Genomic DNA, 14,990 nt, shown 5'->3' with positions numbered 1-14,990 from the left:
AATCAGGTTATTGGTTTCGACATAATGTCATTCTTTGACATTATGTCAATAATCGGCTTTTATTCTCCCACTGGCACTTGGCCGGCGAAAGACTCTGATGAGAGGACCGGATGACTGAAGTTCTGAAAACACGTCGCGAGCGGGAGAAGCAGGCCCGTTATAACGCTATTCTGGATGCTGCAGAGCACGTTTTCTCCGAGAAGGGTTACGAGCGCACATCCATGGATGACATTGCACGCATGGCCAGCCTGAGCCGGGCACTGCTGTATGTGTACTTCAAGGACAAGGCCGCTATTCAGCGAGGCATTATGCTCAGGGCCGGGCACAGCCTGTCTGAACGCTTCAGAAAGGCTAAAAACACCGCCGATACGGGGCTGTCGCAAATACGGGCTATGGGGGAATCCTACTACCGCTTCTACCTGGACGAGCCGGATTACTTCTCAGCACTCACCAAAGCTTCAACCGCCATGGCAGAGGCCGACGAGACCCAGACCATGGAGATGCTTTGCTCGAAATCAGAACTTATGGAGCTGATGATAGAGGCTATCGAGCTGGGGCTTGAGGACGGCACTATGAGCCGTCAGCGTATCAAAAGCCCGGAACAGACCGCTCTTTATCTGCGTGGGGCGTTGCACGGTGTCATTTTGCTATGCCAGTCGGAAACCAGTGAAAGCGACGTCAGCTTCCCCGCTGAGAATCTGATCCGGCACACTATGGATATGCTGACATCGTCAATCGCTGCCTCTTGTTGAGGCACTGAGAAGTTCCTAAATCTGGAAGTCGTAGATAGAACCCAAACCCAGAATGCCTGTCAGCTCATCCAGTGCTTTACGCACCTCATCCAGCAACATAGGGTCGGCAAGATCTTCGCGGGCAAGCTGATCACGGTAATGCGCTGCAACCCAGGTGGTCAGGCGCTCGTATAGCTTGTCGGTGAGAATCACGCCGCGATGCATGGCCTGCAGTTCGTCGTCATTCAGAACCACACGCAAGCGCAAACAGGCAGGGCCGCCTCCATTGCGCATGGATTGTTTCACATCAAACACTTCCACCGCCGTAATCGGCCCATCAGCCGCCAGGAGTTTATCCAGATACTGACTGACAGACGCGATGTCCCTGCACTCGCCGGGAACCGCCAGCAGCATGCCATCGGGCGTATTCAGCAGTTGGCTGTTGAACAGATACGAAGCGACTGCATCCTCGAGCGCCACCTCCGCACTGCTCACACGAACAGCCTCAAGTTCCGCCCCGGTAAGGCGTGCACGGATATCGGACAATACCTGTTCTTCGTTCAGAAACGCCATGTCGTGGTAGAACAGGGTGTTGCCATTGCCCACGGCAATAACGTCGTTATGGAATACACCGGCATCAATTGCTGCCGGGTTCTGCTGGGCAAACACCAGGTTCTGGTTTTTCAGCCCATGCAAGCGAGCTATAGCCTGCGAAGCCTCCAGTGTTTGACGGGCCGGGTATTTTTGCGGTGCAGGTGCTTGCTCGTTGAACGCAACCTGACCGTACACGAACAACTCCACCCCAGGCTCACCATAGCGGCCACACAGGCGAGTGTGATTGGCTGCACCTTCATCACCAAAATGGCTGACCGAAGGCAGCGCCGGGTGATGGGCAAAATAGCCATCGTCCGCGAAGATGGACTTCAGAGTGCGGCCGGTCACGGTATGCTCAATGGAGCGGTGGTACTTGGCGCTCAGATTGGCGGGCGTGAAATGCACACGGTGATCGGCGGTGTCGGCACTGGGTGAGACGGTGGCGGCATTGGCTGTCCACATGGAGGAAGCCGAAGACACCGCCGCCAGAATGGAAGGACTGGATTTTGCAGCCTGTTCCAGAACCTGTGCATCCGTACCGCTGAACCCGAGCGCTCTCAGCGATGGGATATGTGGGCGTTCATGGGGCGGCAAAATGCCCTGAACATAGCCGTGATCAGCCAGCCGCTTCATTTTTGCCAGCCCCTGAAGTGCCGCCTCACGGGGATTGGATACCGCATTCACATTGGATTTCGATGCCACATTACCCCAGGACAGGCCCGCATAATTGTGGGTTGGGCCAACCAGGCCATCAAAGTTTGCTTCTACCGCATGCTTAACCATGGCTTAGAGTTCCGTCCATCCGGATTCAGGGAATGAGGCTCAGAAACTGCAACTCAAGACTCAAAATTCAGGCCCGGCGCCAGGCTTCCAGGCACCTCGCTTTTGCTGGCCTCAAGAGACGCCATGGGCCAGGCGCAGTAATCTGCCGCATAGTACGCGCTGGCGCGATGGTTGCCGCTGGCGCCCACGCCACCAAAAGGCGCCGCACTGCTGGCCCCGGTTAGCGGGCGGTTCCAGTTAACGATGCCGGCCCTGGCTTCCTCAACCAGGCGCTCGTATAGCTTGCGGTCGTCAGAGAGAATACCTGCAGAAAGTCCGAAGCGGGTGTTATTGGCAAGTTCAAGCGCATCGTCAAAGCTCTTGTAGCGATGGATCGTCAGCAGGGGCCCGAAGAACTCTTCATCGGCCAACTCAAGCCCAGTCACATCCACGATGCCAGGCGAAAGGAGGCCGGTTCCCGGCTTGATCTGCTTCATTTCCAGCAGTGACTTTCCGCCTTTCTCCAACATCCCGGCCTGGGCGGCCAGAAGCTTTTCTGCCGCCTGGGCAGAAATCACCGAGCCCATAAACGGCTGAGGATCGGCATCAAATTCTCCCACCTGAATACGAGCAGACACAGCTACCAGGCGATCCAGAAATTCATCACCCTTTTTGCCTTTGGGGACCAGTAAACGCCGGGCACAGGTGCAGCGCTGACCGGCCGACAGAAACGCCGATTGCAGGGCGTGGTGTACCGCGCCATCTACATCTGCAACATCCTGAACAATCAGCGGGTTGTTGCCACCCATCTCCAGCGCAAGAATTTTTTCCGGCTGGCCACCAAGCTGCTGGTGCAGCATGTGGCCGACCGTTGAGCTGCCGGTAAAAAACAGACCATCAATCATCGGGTGCCCGGCAAGTGACTTGCCAGTATCGGCGCCCCCCTGAACCAGATTGATCACGCCATCCGGCAGGCCGGCTTTTTCCCAGAGCTTCACTGTCAGCTCCGCCACGCCTGGCGTCAGCTCACTGGGTTTGAATACCACCGTATTGCCCGCAAGCAGCGCAGGCACAATGTGGCCATTCGGGAGATGGCCGGGGAAATTATAAGGGCCAAATACTGCAACAACTCCGTGGGGCCGATGGCGCAACACCGCATGGCCCCCTGCCACGTCGGATTCGAAATGGCCAGTGCGATCGTTATAGGCTTTCACAGAAATGCCTATCTTGCCGATCATGGCCGCCACTTCCGTTCGCGATTCCCACAGAGGTTTGCCAGTTTCCAGACCAATCTGGTAGGCGAGCTCTTCTTTACTGGATTCCAGCAATTCACCAAAGGCTTCAACAACCGCCAGGCGCTCAGCAAAGTTCTTTCGACGCCATTTCAAAAAGGCTTCCCGGGCTCCACGCACCGCCGCATCCACATCCGCGAGGCTGCCGCCCGTGCCTTCCCAGACCGCATTGCCGGTAACGGGCTGAACCGACTCAAACGCTGGGCCATGGCCCTGAAGCCAAAGCCCGCCGATAAACAGTTCGCCTGTCAGGTTTGCCATATTCACGTTATCTCCCGTTACTGAATTTGTAAGGACTTCAACCTGCTGCCTTTGCCCTGTCTTTCAAGGGGGCCACACGCACCGGATCACCCGATTCAATCTGCAAGGCTTCCGCCACATCTGGCGGCAGGCTGACGGTATCCATGGCCACGCAACTCGCCGGCACCGTCGTTACCCGGAAATTACGGAACGAACGGTTAGACACCATCACCCTCTCTGCTGCGGGCACATCGAGGTTTATGGTTTTGCGGGTTACCATGGCGTGGCGATTCCGGCTGTCCCGAACCGTTCGAATTGTGCTTATGAACGCCTCGACCACCGGGCCACCATCAAAAATATCCACCATACCGTTAAAGTTAAACCCTTCCGCCTGCAGCATCTTGAGCGCTGGAGCCGTGTTGCCATGAACACGGCCGATAACCGAGCGCGCCGAATCTGGCAGCATGGGCAGGTATATCGGATATTTAGGCATCAACTCCGCAATAAAGGATTTGTTACCAAGCCCGGACAGCATGTCCGCTTCGGTAAATTCCATATCAAAAAACTTGCTGCCCAGGGCATCCCACAATGGGCTCTGGCCCTGTTCGTCCGATACGCCGCGCATTTCGGCAAACACTTTTTCAGAAAAGTGCTTGCGGAACTCATCCAGATACATGAACCGGCAACGCGACAGAAGCAACCCGTTGCCGCCGCCCTGATAGTCATCTGAGAGCAACAGTGAACATATCTCGCTGGTATCTGTCATATCATTCGAGAGATGCAGCGTTGGAGTTCGTACATGAACCCCCAGCTCCTTGGAGGCGTTTACGGTAACGCTGAGGCGGTAGTTGTAGAACACTTCGTCAAGACCCACACGCGCCTGAATGCCGCTAATACCTACCGCTTTTCCGGCTTCCGTATCCTCCAGCGCAAACAGGTAGAGGCCAGCTTCCGGGGCACAGCGCTGGTTGAAGGTTTCCCTGGCAAGATTGATCTTGCGCTGCAACAGGGCTTTGTCGGCAGGTAGCGTGGTAAGCCCCTTGCCGGCTTGCTGCGCCATGGCATAAAGATCGTCAAGATCGTTTTCCTGGAGCGGGCGGATGACTAGCATGGTGCTACCCTCACCTCATCACCGGCTGTCTTGCCCAACAGTTCCCAGACACTCACCGGCACCTTGAGCGTGCCTTCGAGCGTATCGGCAACCTGAGCCAGGGTACAGCGGAATTCGGCACCCTCACCTGCAGCAATCAGACAGGTATCGCCGCCATCTTCGCTGGCGCCATGAAGAGTTTTAGGCCGGCTGGTGACCAGCGTGTGCAACGCATCCGTTCGCGCTTCAAGCACCGGCCCGGCATCAAAGATATCCAGGTAGCAGCCAGCCTGAAACCCTTCCCGTTGCAGCAACTCGAGATTCGATACGGTCAGATCGTGAGGCTGGCCCAGCGCCGCCTGAGCAGATTCGGAAAGCAAGGTCACATACACTGGGTTCGGCGGCATGAGTTCGGCAATAAACGTTTTGCTGAGCACACCCGAGTGCTGATCAGCGGTGTCAAAATCCATATTGAAAAAGTGACGCCCCAGGCTGTCCCAAAAAGGGACACTGCCATCCGCAAGCTGAACACCCTGAATCTCAACCGCAATTTTCCGGGTAAACCAGTCGCGGTGCCCCGCGATGAACAGCACCCGGGCCCTGGAAAGAAGCTCAAATGCTTCGGTGTTACGCAGTTCAGGCGTTATGGAGAATGAACAAAGCAGCGTGTGATCGGTGAGCGCATGGCTGGGATAAAGAACATCAACCCGGCTGGAGATGCCAAGTTCGTGAGACGCATGGATAAGTGCGTCGCGGCGGTAGTTATAAAATGGCTGGCCATTACCTGCTCGGGCATCGATCCCTGCTGTGCCATGAACTCTGCCAGTGGCCGTGTCTTCAAGCACAAACAGGAACCGCTGTGGTTGCCCACCAACGATGGTTTTACCCGCCAGAGAGGCAAGCGAGTGTTCTATTTTTTCCGCAAGCGCTTCACGCTGTTTGGGCAGCGTGGAAGACAGGCGAGCCGTCTCTGAACCAGCCGTGCCCGCAATTTCCAGTATCTGGTTTACGTCACCCGGTAACGCTGCGCGTACCAGCCACATAAAAGCTCCTACGCCGTCAGTTTTTTTACCGCCGCCTCAAAGCGCTCAAGCGCTTCATCGATATCGGTATCGGGAATGATCAGCGAGGGCGCCAGCCGAATCACATTGGCGCCTGCGATCAGCACCATCACGCCTTCATCAAGACCAGCGTTCAGGAAATCCTTGGCTTTACCCTGCCATTTTTCGGTCAGTACACAGCCTAACAGAAGCCCTGCCCCACGAACCTCACTGAATATCCCGTAGCGCTCGCCGATATCCATCATGCCTTTGCGCAGATGGTCGGAACGGGCTTTCACACCCTTGAGGATGTCGGGCTGGCTCACCGTATCGATCACCTTCTGAGCGACGGCACAGGCCAGCGCGTTGCCACCATAAGTACTGCCATGGGTACCGACACCAAGGCTGGCCGCAACTTTTGCAGTGGTCAGCATGGCAGCAACCGGGAAGCCGCCCCCCAGGCCCTTGGCACTGGTGAGAATGTCCGGCACCACGCCGTACATCTGGTAGGCAAATAGATGGCCGGTGCGGCCAACGCCAGACTGCACCTCGTCAAAAATCAGCAGCGCATCGTTGTCATCACAGAGCTGGCGCAAGCCCTTGAGAAACTCGGGGTCGCCCGGCATCACGCCGCCTTCACCCTGAATCGGCTCTACAACCACCGCGCAGGTTTTTTCCTTCGAGACAAGTTTCTTTACCGACTCCAGATCGTTGAAGTCTGCATGATGGATGCCGCCAGGCGCGGGCTCAAAACCCTCAAGATATTTGGGCTGACCGCCCACACTCACGGTGAACAGGGTGCGCCCGTGGAATGCATTTTTAAAGGAGATGATTTCGTGTTTTTCCGGCCCTGTGTGTTCCCAGCTGTAGCGGCGCGCCAATTTGAAAGCCGCTTCGTTAGCCTCGCCACCAGAGTTGGCAAAAAACACCCGCTCAGCGAAGGTAAGATCACAAAGGGTTTTCGCAAGCCGCAGAGCCGGCTCGTTGGTCATCACATTGGAGAGATGCCAGAGCTTTTCTGACTGCTCCCGCAACGCCCCAACCAGCCCGGGATGTGAATGTCCGAGGCAGCTCACGGCTATGCCACCCTGAAGATCTATAAACTCGCGCCCGTCCTGATCCCATATACGGGAACCCTCGCCTCGTACCGGAATAATCGAACCGGGAGCGTAATTAGGTACCATGACTTCATCAAAAAGTTCGCGGCTGACAGGTTCGTTGTGCATAGATCTCTCTCAGGAAAGCAGTTAAGCCTATAAAAATAGTAGAGTTGCCGGCGCGGGCAAGTACGTAGGTGTGCGGATCAATAGCTCATAATACGCCACTCAGGGCATAAGCACATCCGGCTCTCCAACGGCAGGCAGTTCGATCAGGGAATGCGCCTTATTATCGGGCCCCATCAGTGCCTTGACCAGCAGCTTGTAAGAGTCGAGATCAAAGGTAACCGACTTGCCGCGCAGAGACAGATCATGCAGCTCCTGCTCATCATGCACAGTGGCGACATGCATCCAGTTATAGACCACCAGTATGTCAGACTGTATCTGATCCTCCCTGCGTTCGACAATCGCCACTGGCCCTTTCCAGGGCCAGGTCCGCAGCCGTAGCTCGTGGAAGGCAATCTGCACCCGGAGGTTATAGCGGGCAACATCTTCTACACCCTCACAGGCGCCTTTGCAGCGCCCCAGCGCACGTTGAAAACACGGGCCTTCGTGTTCAGGCTCAAGGCCGAGTAACCGGTTGCAAAGCTCGTTCTTCGCGACGATGCCGCTCAAGGCACGCTCGGCATCCCGTTTGCTTCGAAACAGCCCGAAGTAATTACCCAAGCGATGCGGCTCAATTTCCCGCACCAGTTTTGCCTGCAAATATCCGGAACCATTGGGCGCCAATTCGATGCTCACCAGGTTTTTCGCCGCACGGGAGCGACGGTTAAAAAGCGGGCTTAGCGTTTTGATCTGCCGAAGCTCCAGCAACAACGCCCCGAGTTCGCCGGCGGTTTCGGTGTATTCCACACGACGCAGGCTCTCGGAAATGCGCACGCCACGGCCGGTGTTATGGTCCCCAGAAAAATGCGAGGCCACCCGTTGTGCAATATTGGTGCTTTTTCCTACATATAAAAGCACGTCGTTTTCGCCGTAGAACCGGTAAACACCCGGGCTACGCGGCAGAGCTTTCAGGGTATCCAGAGGAAGGTGCGACGGAATGCTTGGCTGTTGTAACAGAGCGGCAACAGCCTCCTCCATTTGCGCGCTACCTTTTTCCGCCAACGCGTGGGTGAAGAACGCCAGCATTGCAGATACATCTCCCATGGCCCGGTGCCGCTGAACTTGAGCCAGCCCATGGCGCTCGATCAACGCATCCATATTATGTCTGCGAAACTCCGGGTACAGGCGCCGTGACAGCTTTACGGTGCACAGTACCCGCGCAGAAAATACGCGCCCCAACCTGCGGAACTCCGACTTTATAAAGCCGTAATCAAAACGCGCGTTGTGGGCAACGAATACCGTATCCCCAAGCTTTTCCTCAAGAACATCGGCTATGGATTCAAAAGATGGCGCATCGGAGACCATGGCATTTGAGATGCCGGTCAACTGCTCGATAAAGGGAGAAATACGAGTACCCGGATTGAGCAAGGTTTGCCACTCGCCCACGATCTCGCCTGCCCGCCAGAAACGGATTCCGATTTCTGTAATGCGGTCATGGGATGAGTTTCCACCGGTAGTCTCAATATCGAGAAACGCAAGCGTGGTGTTACTGAGGAGAGTACTTTTGGAGAACATGAAGCTATCTTAATACCGAAATATATCCGCAGATACCTGTATAGAAACAAAAACCCGTCATAGACCTTCGTCTAACTATTGTGCAAATTTATTTGAATTGTCATGAAATGGTAACTATCTTGACGGCGGGTCCTACAAAAATAATTGTCTAATGTGTGGAGACAACAACAATGCAAAGCAACAAATTGAGAATGGCCATTCGTGCGACGGCGGCTGCAGCCGTGCTGAGTATTGCTGGCCAAGCGAACGCTGTAAGCCTGAACGTTGGCGACGACGTTGAAGCCAGCATTTATGGTTATGCTCGCCTGAACATGAGCTACGATCTTAATGCTGACCGTGCAGCGAGCACTCGCTCCGGTAAGTTTAGCGGCGGTGATGACGACATCGAAGGGCACTTCGGCGCCGACGTGCAGCAGAGCCGTCTGGGCGTTAAAGTCAAGCATTCCTCCGGCGTTATGGTGAATATCGAAGGCGATTTCCGCGGCTCGGGCTCGAGTCCTGGAAGTCTGCGTATGCGTCATGCCTATGGTACATACAACGGGCTTCTGGCAGGCCGCACTTGGTCAAACTACACAAGCTTTGTGGGCAACACTCCAACTTTGGACTTTGACGGCCTGGCGGGCACCGCTGGCGCCCAAGACCGTGCCGAGCAGGTTCGTTATACCACTGGCGCTATGTCCTTCTCTATTGAAGATCCTAGCTCGCAAGCGACTTATGGTGGCACTGGCCGCACTTCCGCGCCTGCAATCACTGCCAGACTCGAAGACTCTACAGACGCACTGTCATACTCTGCAGCGGTTCTAGCAAACCAGATTACGTCAGATGATGGTGTAAATGACGACAGCGCCGTCGGGTATGCCGTGTTTGGCGCCCTCAAACTGAAACTGAGCGATATGTTTACGGTTCAGGGCGCAATTAACTACACAGACGGTGCAAATGGCTACCTGTGGCGCTCTGGCGACAACTACTATGGCAACAGTGCGTACCTTGACGGAAACAGCGTTGAAACCATCAAGGGTTACGGCGGCGCAGTCGGTGTCAGCATGAACCTTGGTGGTGGTCGTAGCATCAACCTTGGCTATGGCACGACAACACTGGATCTGGATGATGCCATCGCTGCAGGCGCGACAACCGACAGCCAAGCAGAGACCAACCAGCATGTTTTGTTCAACTACATGTGGACTCCGGTTAAGAACGTCATGATGGGCGTTGAGTACGCTTACCTTGATCAGGAAACCGTAGCTGGCGACTCTTCAGACGCGAATCGCCTGATGTTTGCAGCCCAGTACAACTTCTAAAACGTACTGTTAAGCAACGATAGATACGCCCCGGTTTTCCGGGGCGTATCTATTTCTCGCCTTACCTTTTCTTCAAAACCCCATCACACCACTGCAGTACAGCCACTTCAGAAAACGGCAGATCAACCGCTTCTCCACCACCGAACTCGTGCCACTGCTTCAGAAATTTACGCTTTACAACCGTCAGCACAGGTATACCCGCGTCCAGTAGCTGAAGAAACTCTGCACGGCACCCTTTGCCGTCAATTTCCTGCTGACCAAAACGGTTCACAACCGCCAGCCGAGGCGGGTCTTCCAGCAAAGCGCGCAGTACACCGGTGGCCTCTGCCAGCCCACGAGGGTCCAGGCAGCAGGATTGCGACGCTTTACCCAGGTTCTGTGCAATAGAGTACTCTTGCCCCGTCTCCAGATCCTGAAGCGCCATAGGCTCCCGCCGCAAACCCTGCGCATTTAATGCCATTACCAGCCCGGCTACTCTGTCGCCACGGCGGCTCAGGCTCGCTGCCAGTTCATGCAGCAACGCATCAACCGGCTGATCGTCGTTATCGGAGATAATAGCTGCAAGGTTCAGTTCTGTGCTCATACAAGTCCCCAACAGGAAAGTCCTGCCTACACTCCTGCCTATAATTACGGAAAAAGGGGGTGCAGATTGCTCTGCACCCCCTTATGCATTTCACACTTACGATCTTAGCTAGTTTAAGCCAGCGTCGGTTGCGCTGGATCAGAAACCTGCAACAACGACTTACAACAACAAGGTACGAATATCCCCAAGAACCTGGCTAAGCAGCGACGTGAACCGCGCCGCATCGGCCCCGTTTACCGCGCGGTGATCGTAAGACAACGACAGCGGCAGCAACAGCCTTGGCTGGAATTCACTGCCATCCCACACCGGCTTCATGGCCGCTTTGGAAACACCAAGAATCGCCACTTCCGGAGCATTCACGATGGGCGTAAATGCGGTGCCACCGATACCGCCCAAGCTTGTGATGGTAAAGCAGGCTCCTTGCATTTCTGCCGGTTTCAGCTTCTTGTCCCGGGCTTTCTGGGCAAGTTCAGCACTTTCGGCTGCCAGCTCCCAGAGGCCTTTCTTGTCCACATCGCGAATCACCGGAACCATGAGCCCGTTCGGTGTATCCACCGCAATACCAATATGAATGTATTGCTTGCGAATCACCTCTTTGCGCTCCATGTCCAGAGACACATTGAATTGCGGCAGTTCCGCAAGAGCTGTCGCACAGGCCTTGAGCAGGAACGGCAACGGCGTCATCTTCACGCCCTTTTTCTCACCGGCGGCTTTCTGCGATTTGCGGAACGCCTCCATATCAGTGATGTCGGCGTCCTCAAACTGGGTCACGTGGGGCACATTAAGCCAGCTACGCTGCATGTTAGCCGCCGTAACCGACATCATTCGTGACATCGCTTCTTTCTCGATGTCACCAAACTGGCTGAAGTCCGGCAGCTTAACGCCCGGAATACCGGAGCCTGTCGCCACAGCGCTGCCCTGCTGGGCCTGCTGCAGCTGGCTCTTCACGTAGTTCTGCACATCGTCTTTCAGGATCCGGCTTTTCGGGCCAGAGCCTTTGATGCGGGTCATATCTGCGCCCAGCTCGCGGGCGAGCTTACGCACAGCGGGGCCTGCATGAACGCTAGCGCCTGGCGGCGGTGGCTCACTGACCGCGCTCTGAGGCTGCGCCGCCGGTTCTTTCGGAGCGGCCTTCTCATCTGCTTCAGCTTCAGGCTTTGACTCCTGACCGGATTCGGCGGGCGCATCGTCCTGATCGCCACTCTCTTCAACATCATCGTCGCCGCCATCTTCGGCAACGGTCAGCTCAAGAAGCTTGTCGCCTTCGGACAGCTTGTCACCTTCGGCCACAAAAACCTTGACCACTTTGCCACCGAAAGGCGACGGGATTTCCATCGATGCCTTGTCGGACTCTACGGTTACCAGAGCATCATCGGCCTCAACAGTATCGCCCTCCGATACGTTGATTTCGATAACCGGCACATCTTCCATGCCGTCCAGAGGCGGAACCAGCACGACTTCCGTGCGTGAACCGCCAGATTTTTTCTTTGGCGCCGGTTTGCTCGCGTCCGGCTCAGCCCCACCTTTGGAGCTGGATTCCGCCTCAGTTTTTTCTTCGGCCTTCGCTTCCGGCTCGTCAGCAGAATCATCAGAACCGCTGGACTCGCCGCTGGAGTCAATCGTGCCCACCACATCGCCTTCTTTCACCTTATCACCCACCTTTACGGTGAGCTTGATGATCTTGCCTGCCCCGGGGGATGGCAATTCGACGGAGGCCTTGTCAGTCTCAACGGTCAGAATCGGATCTTCTGCTTCAACCGAATCGCCGGCGCTGACCAGAAGCTCAATAACCTCAACTTCGTCTGCCCCGCCGAGATCCGGGACCCTGATTTCCTGTTCGCTCATAGCGGTCTCCTTAAAGGTGCGCCGGGTTCGGTTTATTGCGATCGATTCCGTACTTGCGCATGGCTTCAAGAACCTGCTCTTGCTTGATCTCGCCGTCTTTAGCCAGAGCGGAAAGCGCCGCCAGGGCCACGTGGTAGCGATCAACCTCAAAGAAATCACGCAGTTTTTCACGGGTGTCGCTGCGACCAAAGCCATCCGTACCCAGAGTCAGGAAGGTTTTCGGGATGTACGCCCGAAGCTGTTCGGAATGCAGCTTGATGTAGTCAGTAGACGACACCACCGGGCCCGTCTGGTTTTCCAGACACTGGGTAACATAAGCCTTACGGCCTTTATCGTCAGGGTGCATGAAGTTCCAGCGTTCTACGTGCTGGCCATCGCGGGCCAACTCGTTAAAGCTGGTGATACTCCAAACATCGGAGCTAACGCCCCAATCGTCTTTCAGTAGTTCGGCAGCCGCATTCACTTCGTTCATGATGGCGCCGGAACCCAGCAACTGAACCCGCAATTTGGTTTTACCCTTGCCTTTGGCTTCAACAGAACTGAACTTATACATGCCCTTAATGATGCCTTCTTCACACCCTTTCGGCATCGCAGGCTGTACATAGTTTTCGTTTTCCATGGTCAGGTAGTAGAAGACGTTCTTGTTGTCTTCATACATTTCCTTCATACCATGGTGAATCACCACCGCCATCTCATAGGCGTAAGCCGGATCGTAAGATTTACAGTTGGGAATGGTGTTGGCCAGGATATGACTGTGACCATCCTGATGCTGCAAGCCCTCGCCATTCAGAGTGGTGCGCCCTGCGGTACCGCCAATCAGGAAGCCACGAGCCTGAATGTCGCCAGAAGCCCAGGCCAGATCGCCTACCCGCTGAAAACCGAACATGGAGTAAAATGCGTAAAACGGAATCAGCGGGAAGTTGTTGTTGCTGTAGGAGGTAGCAGCCGCCATCCAGGCCGCCATTGAACCGCCTTCGTTGATGCCTTCCTGCAGAATCTGGCCCTTTTTATCTTCACGGTAATACATGATCTGCTCGCGATCCTGCGGCACGTACTTCTGCCCTTCTGAGGTATAAATACCCAGCTGGCGGAACATGCCTTCCATACCGAAGGTACGGGCCTCATCCGGAACAATCGGCACAACCCGCTTGCCTACACGCTTGTCTTTAACCAGCGCACTCAGAATGCGCACGAACGACATGGTGGTGGAGATTTCACGGCCGTTGGAACCTTCCAGCACCTGCTTGAAGATATCCAGGTCAGGAATCTGCAGTGGCTGGCTGTCTTTACGACGCTTGGGATAGAAACCACCCAGGTCCTGCCGGCGCTTCTTCATGTACATCAGTTCGGGGCTGTCTGGCGCCGGGCGGTAATAAGGTACGTCGTCCAGCTCTTCATCTTTCAACGGAATGGCAAAACGATCGCGGAACGATTTCAGGGTTTCGGTATCCAGCTTTTTCAGCGAGTGAGCCGTGTTGGTGGCTTCGCCAGCAGCACCAAAACCGTAGCCTTTAATAGTGTGAGCCAGAATAACTGTGGGCTTGCCATTGGCCTCGGTTGCCGCTTTCTTATAAGCCGCATAAACCTTGTATGGGTCGTGGCCGCCACGGTTCAGTTTGTTGATGTCATCATCGGTCCAGTTTTCGACCATCTTCGCCAGCTTCGGGTACTTGCCGAAGAACTGCTTCCGCGTTGCAGCCGGGCCAGCATTAGTGAAGCTTTGCAGCTCGCCGTCGACCACTTCGTCCATGGCACGCTGCATGGTGCCGTCTTCATCCTGATCAAACAGCGGGTCCCACATGCGACCCCAAACCACTTTGATGACATTCCAGCCGGCGCCACGGAACGAGCCTTCCAGCTCCTGAATGATCTTGCCATTGCCACGCACCGGACCGTCCAGCCGTTGCAGGTTACAGTTCACTACGAAAATCAGGTTGTCCAGATTTTCACGGCCAGCTTTGGAAATACAGCCAAGGGTTTCAGGTTCGTCGGTTTCGCCATCACCAATAAAGCACCACACTTTGCGGTTTTCCATCTCGACCAGCTCACGGCTGTCGAGGTATTTCATGATGTGCGCCTGATAAATAGCCTGAATCGGACCCAGACCCATAGAAACCGTGGGGAACTGCCAGTAGTCCGGCATCAACCAGGGGTGCGGGTAAGAAGACAGGCCACCGCCGTCGACTTCTTCGCGGTACTTGTCCAGTTGCGGCTCGTCAAATCGGCCTTCGAGATAGGAACGGGCGTAAATTCCCGGCGACGCGTGCCCCTGAAAATACACAAGATCGGACTCGCGTTTTTCATCACCGCCGTGGAAAAAGTAGTTAAACCCTACATCGTACAACGTGGCTGCAGATGAAAATGTGGAAATGTGACCACCCAGATCACCCGGGCGTTTATTGGCCCGAACTACCATTGCCATGGCGTTCCAGCGAATCAAAGAGCGAATACGGCGCTCCATGAACAGATCACCCGGCATGCGGGCTTCCTGCACTAATGGAATGGTGTTGCGAAACGGAGTGGTAATTGCATAAGGCAACTCGGCGCCATCCCGGCTGGCACGCTCAGAAAGACGCTCAAGGATGTACTTTACTCGGTCTATACCTTCATTTTCGATCAGTGACTCAAGCGCATCAAGCCATTCACCGGTTTCAATCGGATCATCATCCTGGTACATCAAACCTCCCCCCTTCAAATCAAAAAAGTGCTACAGGTGCCGGGACCGGCATCCGCGCTTG

11 protein-coding genes are annotated in these 14,990 nt (G+C 55.3%); 2 read left to right on the top strand and 9 right to left on the bottom strand.

The window, feature by feature from the left end:
- Positions 1-110 precede the first annotated feature (110 nt).
- The gene (locus FFI90_RS10215) at positions 111-752 is read left to right on the top strand and encodes a TetR/AcrR family transcriptional regulator (protein WP_144777910.1); all 642 of its coding nucleotides are present in this window, start codon (positions 111-113) and stop codon (positions 750-752) included.
- 15 nt (positions 753-767) lie between these two features.
- Here FFI90_RS10215 and astB read toward each other — a convergent pair whose 3' ends face one another.
- From astB to FFI90_RS10185, 6 genes are all read right to left on the bottom strand, one after another.
- Positions 768-2,108: an N-succinylarginine dihydrolase gene (gene astB / locus FFI90_RS10210; protein ID WP_144777909.1), complete on the bottom strand. Its 1,341-nt coding sequence runs from the start codon at positions 2,106-2,108 to the stop codon at positions 768-770.
- 53 nt (positions 2,109-2,161) lie between these two features.
- A complete protein-coding gene (gene astD, locus FFI90_RS10205) occupies positions 2,162-3,640 on the bottom strand; it encodes a succinylglutamate-semialdehyde dehydrogenase (RefSeq protein ID WP_144778318.1) in 1,479 nt (492 codons plus the stop codon).
- Between the two features lie 37 nt (positions 3,641-3,677).
- A complete protein-coding gene (gene astA / locus FFI90_RS10200) occupies positions 3,678-4,730 on the bottom strand; it encodes an arginine N-succinyltransferase (protein ID WP_144777908.1) in 1,053 nt (350 codons plus the stop codon).
- On the bottom strand, positions 4,724-5,752 hold the full coding sequence (locus FFI90_RS10195) for an arginine N-succinyltransferase (protein ID WP_144777907.1): 1,029 nt from the start codon (positions 5,750-5,752) through the stop codon (positions 4,724-4,726). The genes astA and FFI90_RS10195 overlap by 7 nt, the downstream gene beginning before the upstream one ends.
- Positions 5,753-5,760: 8 nt before the next feature.
- A complete protein-coding gene (locus FFI90_RS10190) occupies positions 5,761-6,975 on the bottom strand; it encodes an aspartate aminotransferase family protein (protein WP_144777906.1) in 1,215 nt (404 codons plus the stop codon).
- Positions 6,976-7,074: 99 nt separating this feature from the next.
- Positions 7,075-8,526: an exonuclease domain-containing protein gene (locus FFI90_RS10185; RefSeq protein WP_144777905.1), complete on the bottom strand. Its 1,452-nt coding sequence runs from the start codon at positions 8,524-8,526 to the stop codon at positions 7,075-7,077.
- Positions 8,527-8,696: 170 nt separating this feature from the next.
- Here FFI90_RS10185 and FFI90_RS10180 point away from each other — a divergent pair, with 170 nt between their 5' ends.
- Positions 8,697-9,824, top strand: a complete 1,128-nt coding sequence (locus FFI90_RS10180; RefSeq protein WP_144777904.1) for a DcaP family trimeric outer membrane transporter — start codon at positions 8,697-8,699, stop codon at positions 9,822-9,824.
- 61 nt (positions 9,825-9,885) lie between these two features.
- Here the strand turns inward: FFI90_RS10180 and FFI90_RS10175 are convergent, their stop codons facing one another.
- The 3 genes from FFI90_RS10175 to aceE form a co-directional block, all read right to left on the bottom strand.
- Positions 9,886-10,407 carry a DUF2478 domain-containing protein gene (locus FFI90_RS10175; protein WP_144777903.1) on the bottom strand — a complete coding sequence of 174 codons (522 nt, stop codon included), beginning with the start codon at positions 10,405-10,407 and terminating at the stop codon, positions 9,886-9,888.
- Between the two features lie 159 nt (positions 10,408-10,566).
- Complete coding sequence (aceF, locus tag FFI90_RS10170; RefSeq protein ID WP_144777902.1) at positions 10,567-12,252, bottom strand: dihydrolipoyllysine-residue acetyltransferase; 1,686 nt, start codon at positions 12,250-12,252, stop codon at positions 10,567-10,569.
- A gap of 10 nt (positions 12,253-12,262) precedes the next feature.
- Positions 12,263-14,929 carry a pyruvate dehydrogenase (acetyl-transferring), homodimeric type gene (gene aceE / locus FFI90_RS10165; protein ID WP_144777901.1) on the bottom strand — a complete coding sequence of 889 codons (2,667 nt, stop codon included), beginning with the start codon at positions 14,927-14,929 and terminating at the stop codon, positions 12,263-12,265.
- Positions 14,930-14,990: the final 61 nt, after the last annotated feature.

This window comes from Marinobacter maritimus, from assembly GCF_007671675.1.
Classification (GTDB): domain Bacteria; phylum Pseudomonadota; class Gammaproteobacteria; order Pseudomonadales; family Oleiphilaceae; genus Marinobacter; species Marinobacter maritimus.
This window is presented reverse-complemented; position numbering and strand designations above follow the sequence as displayed.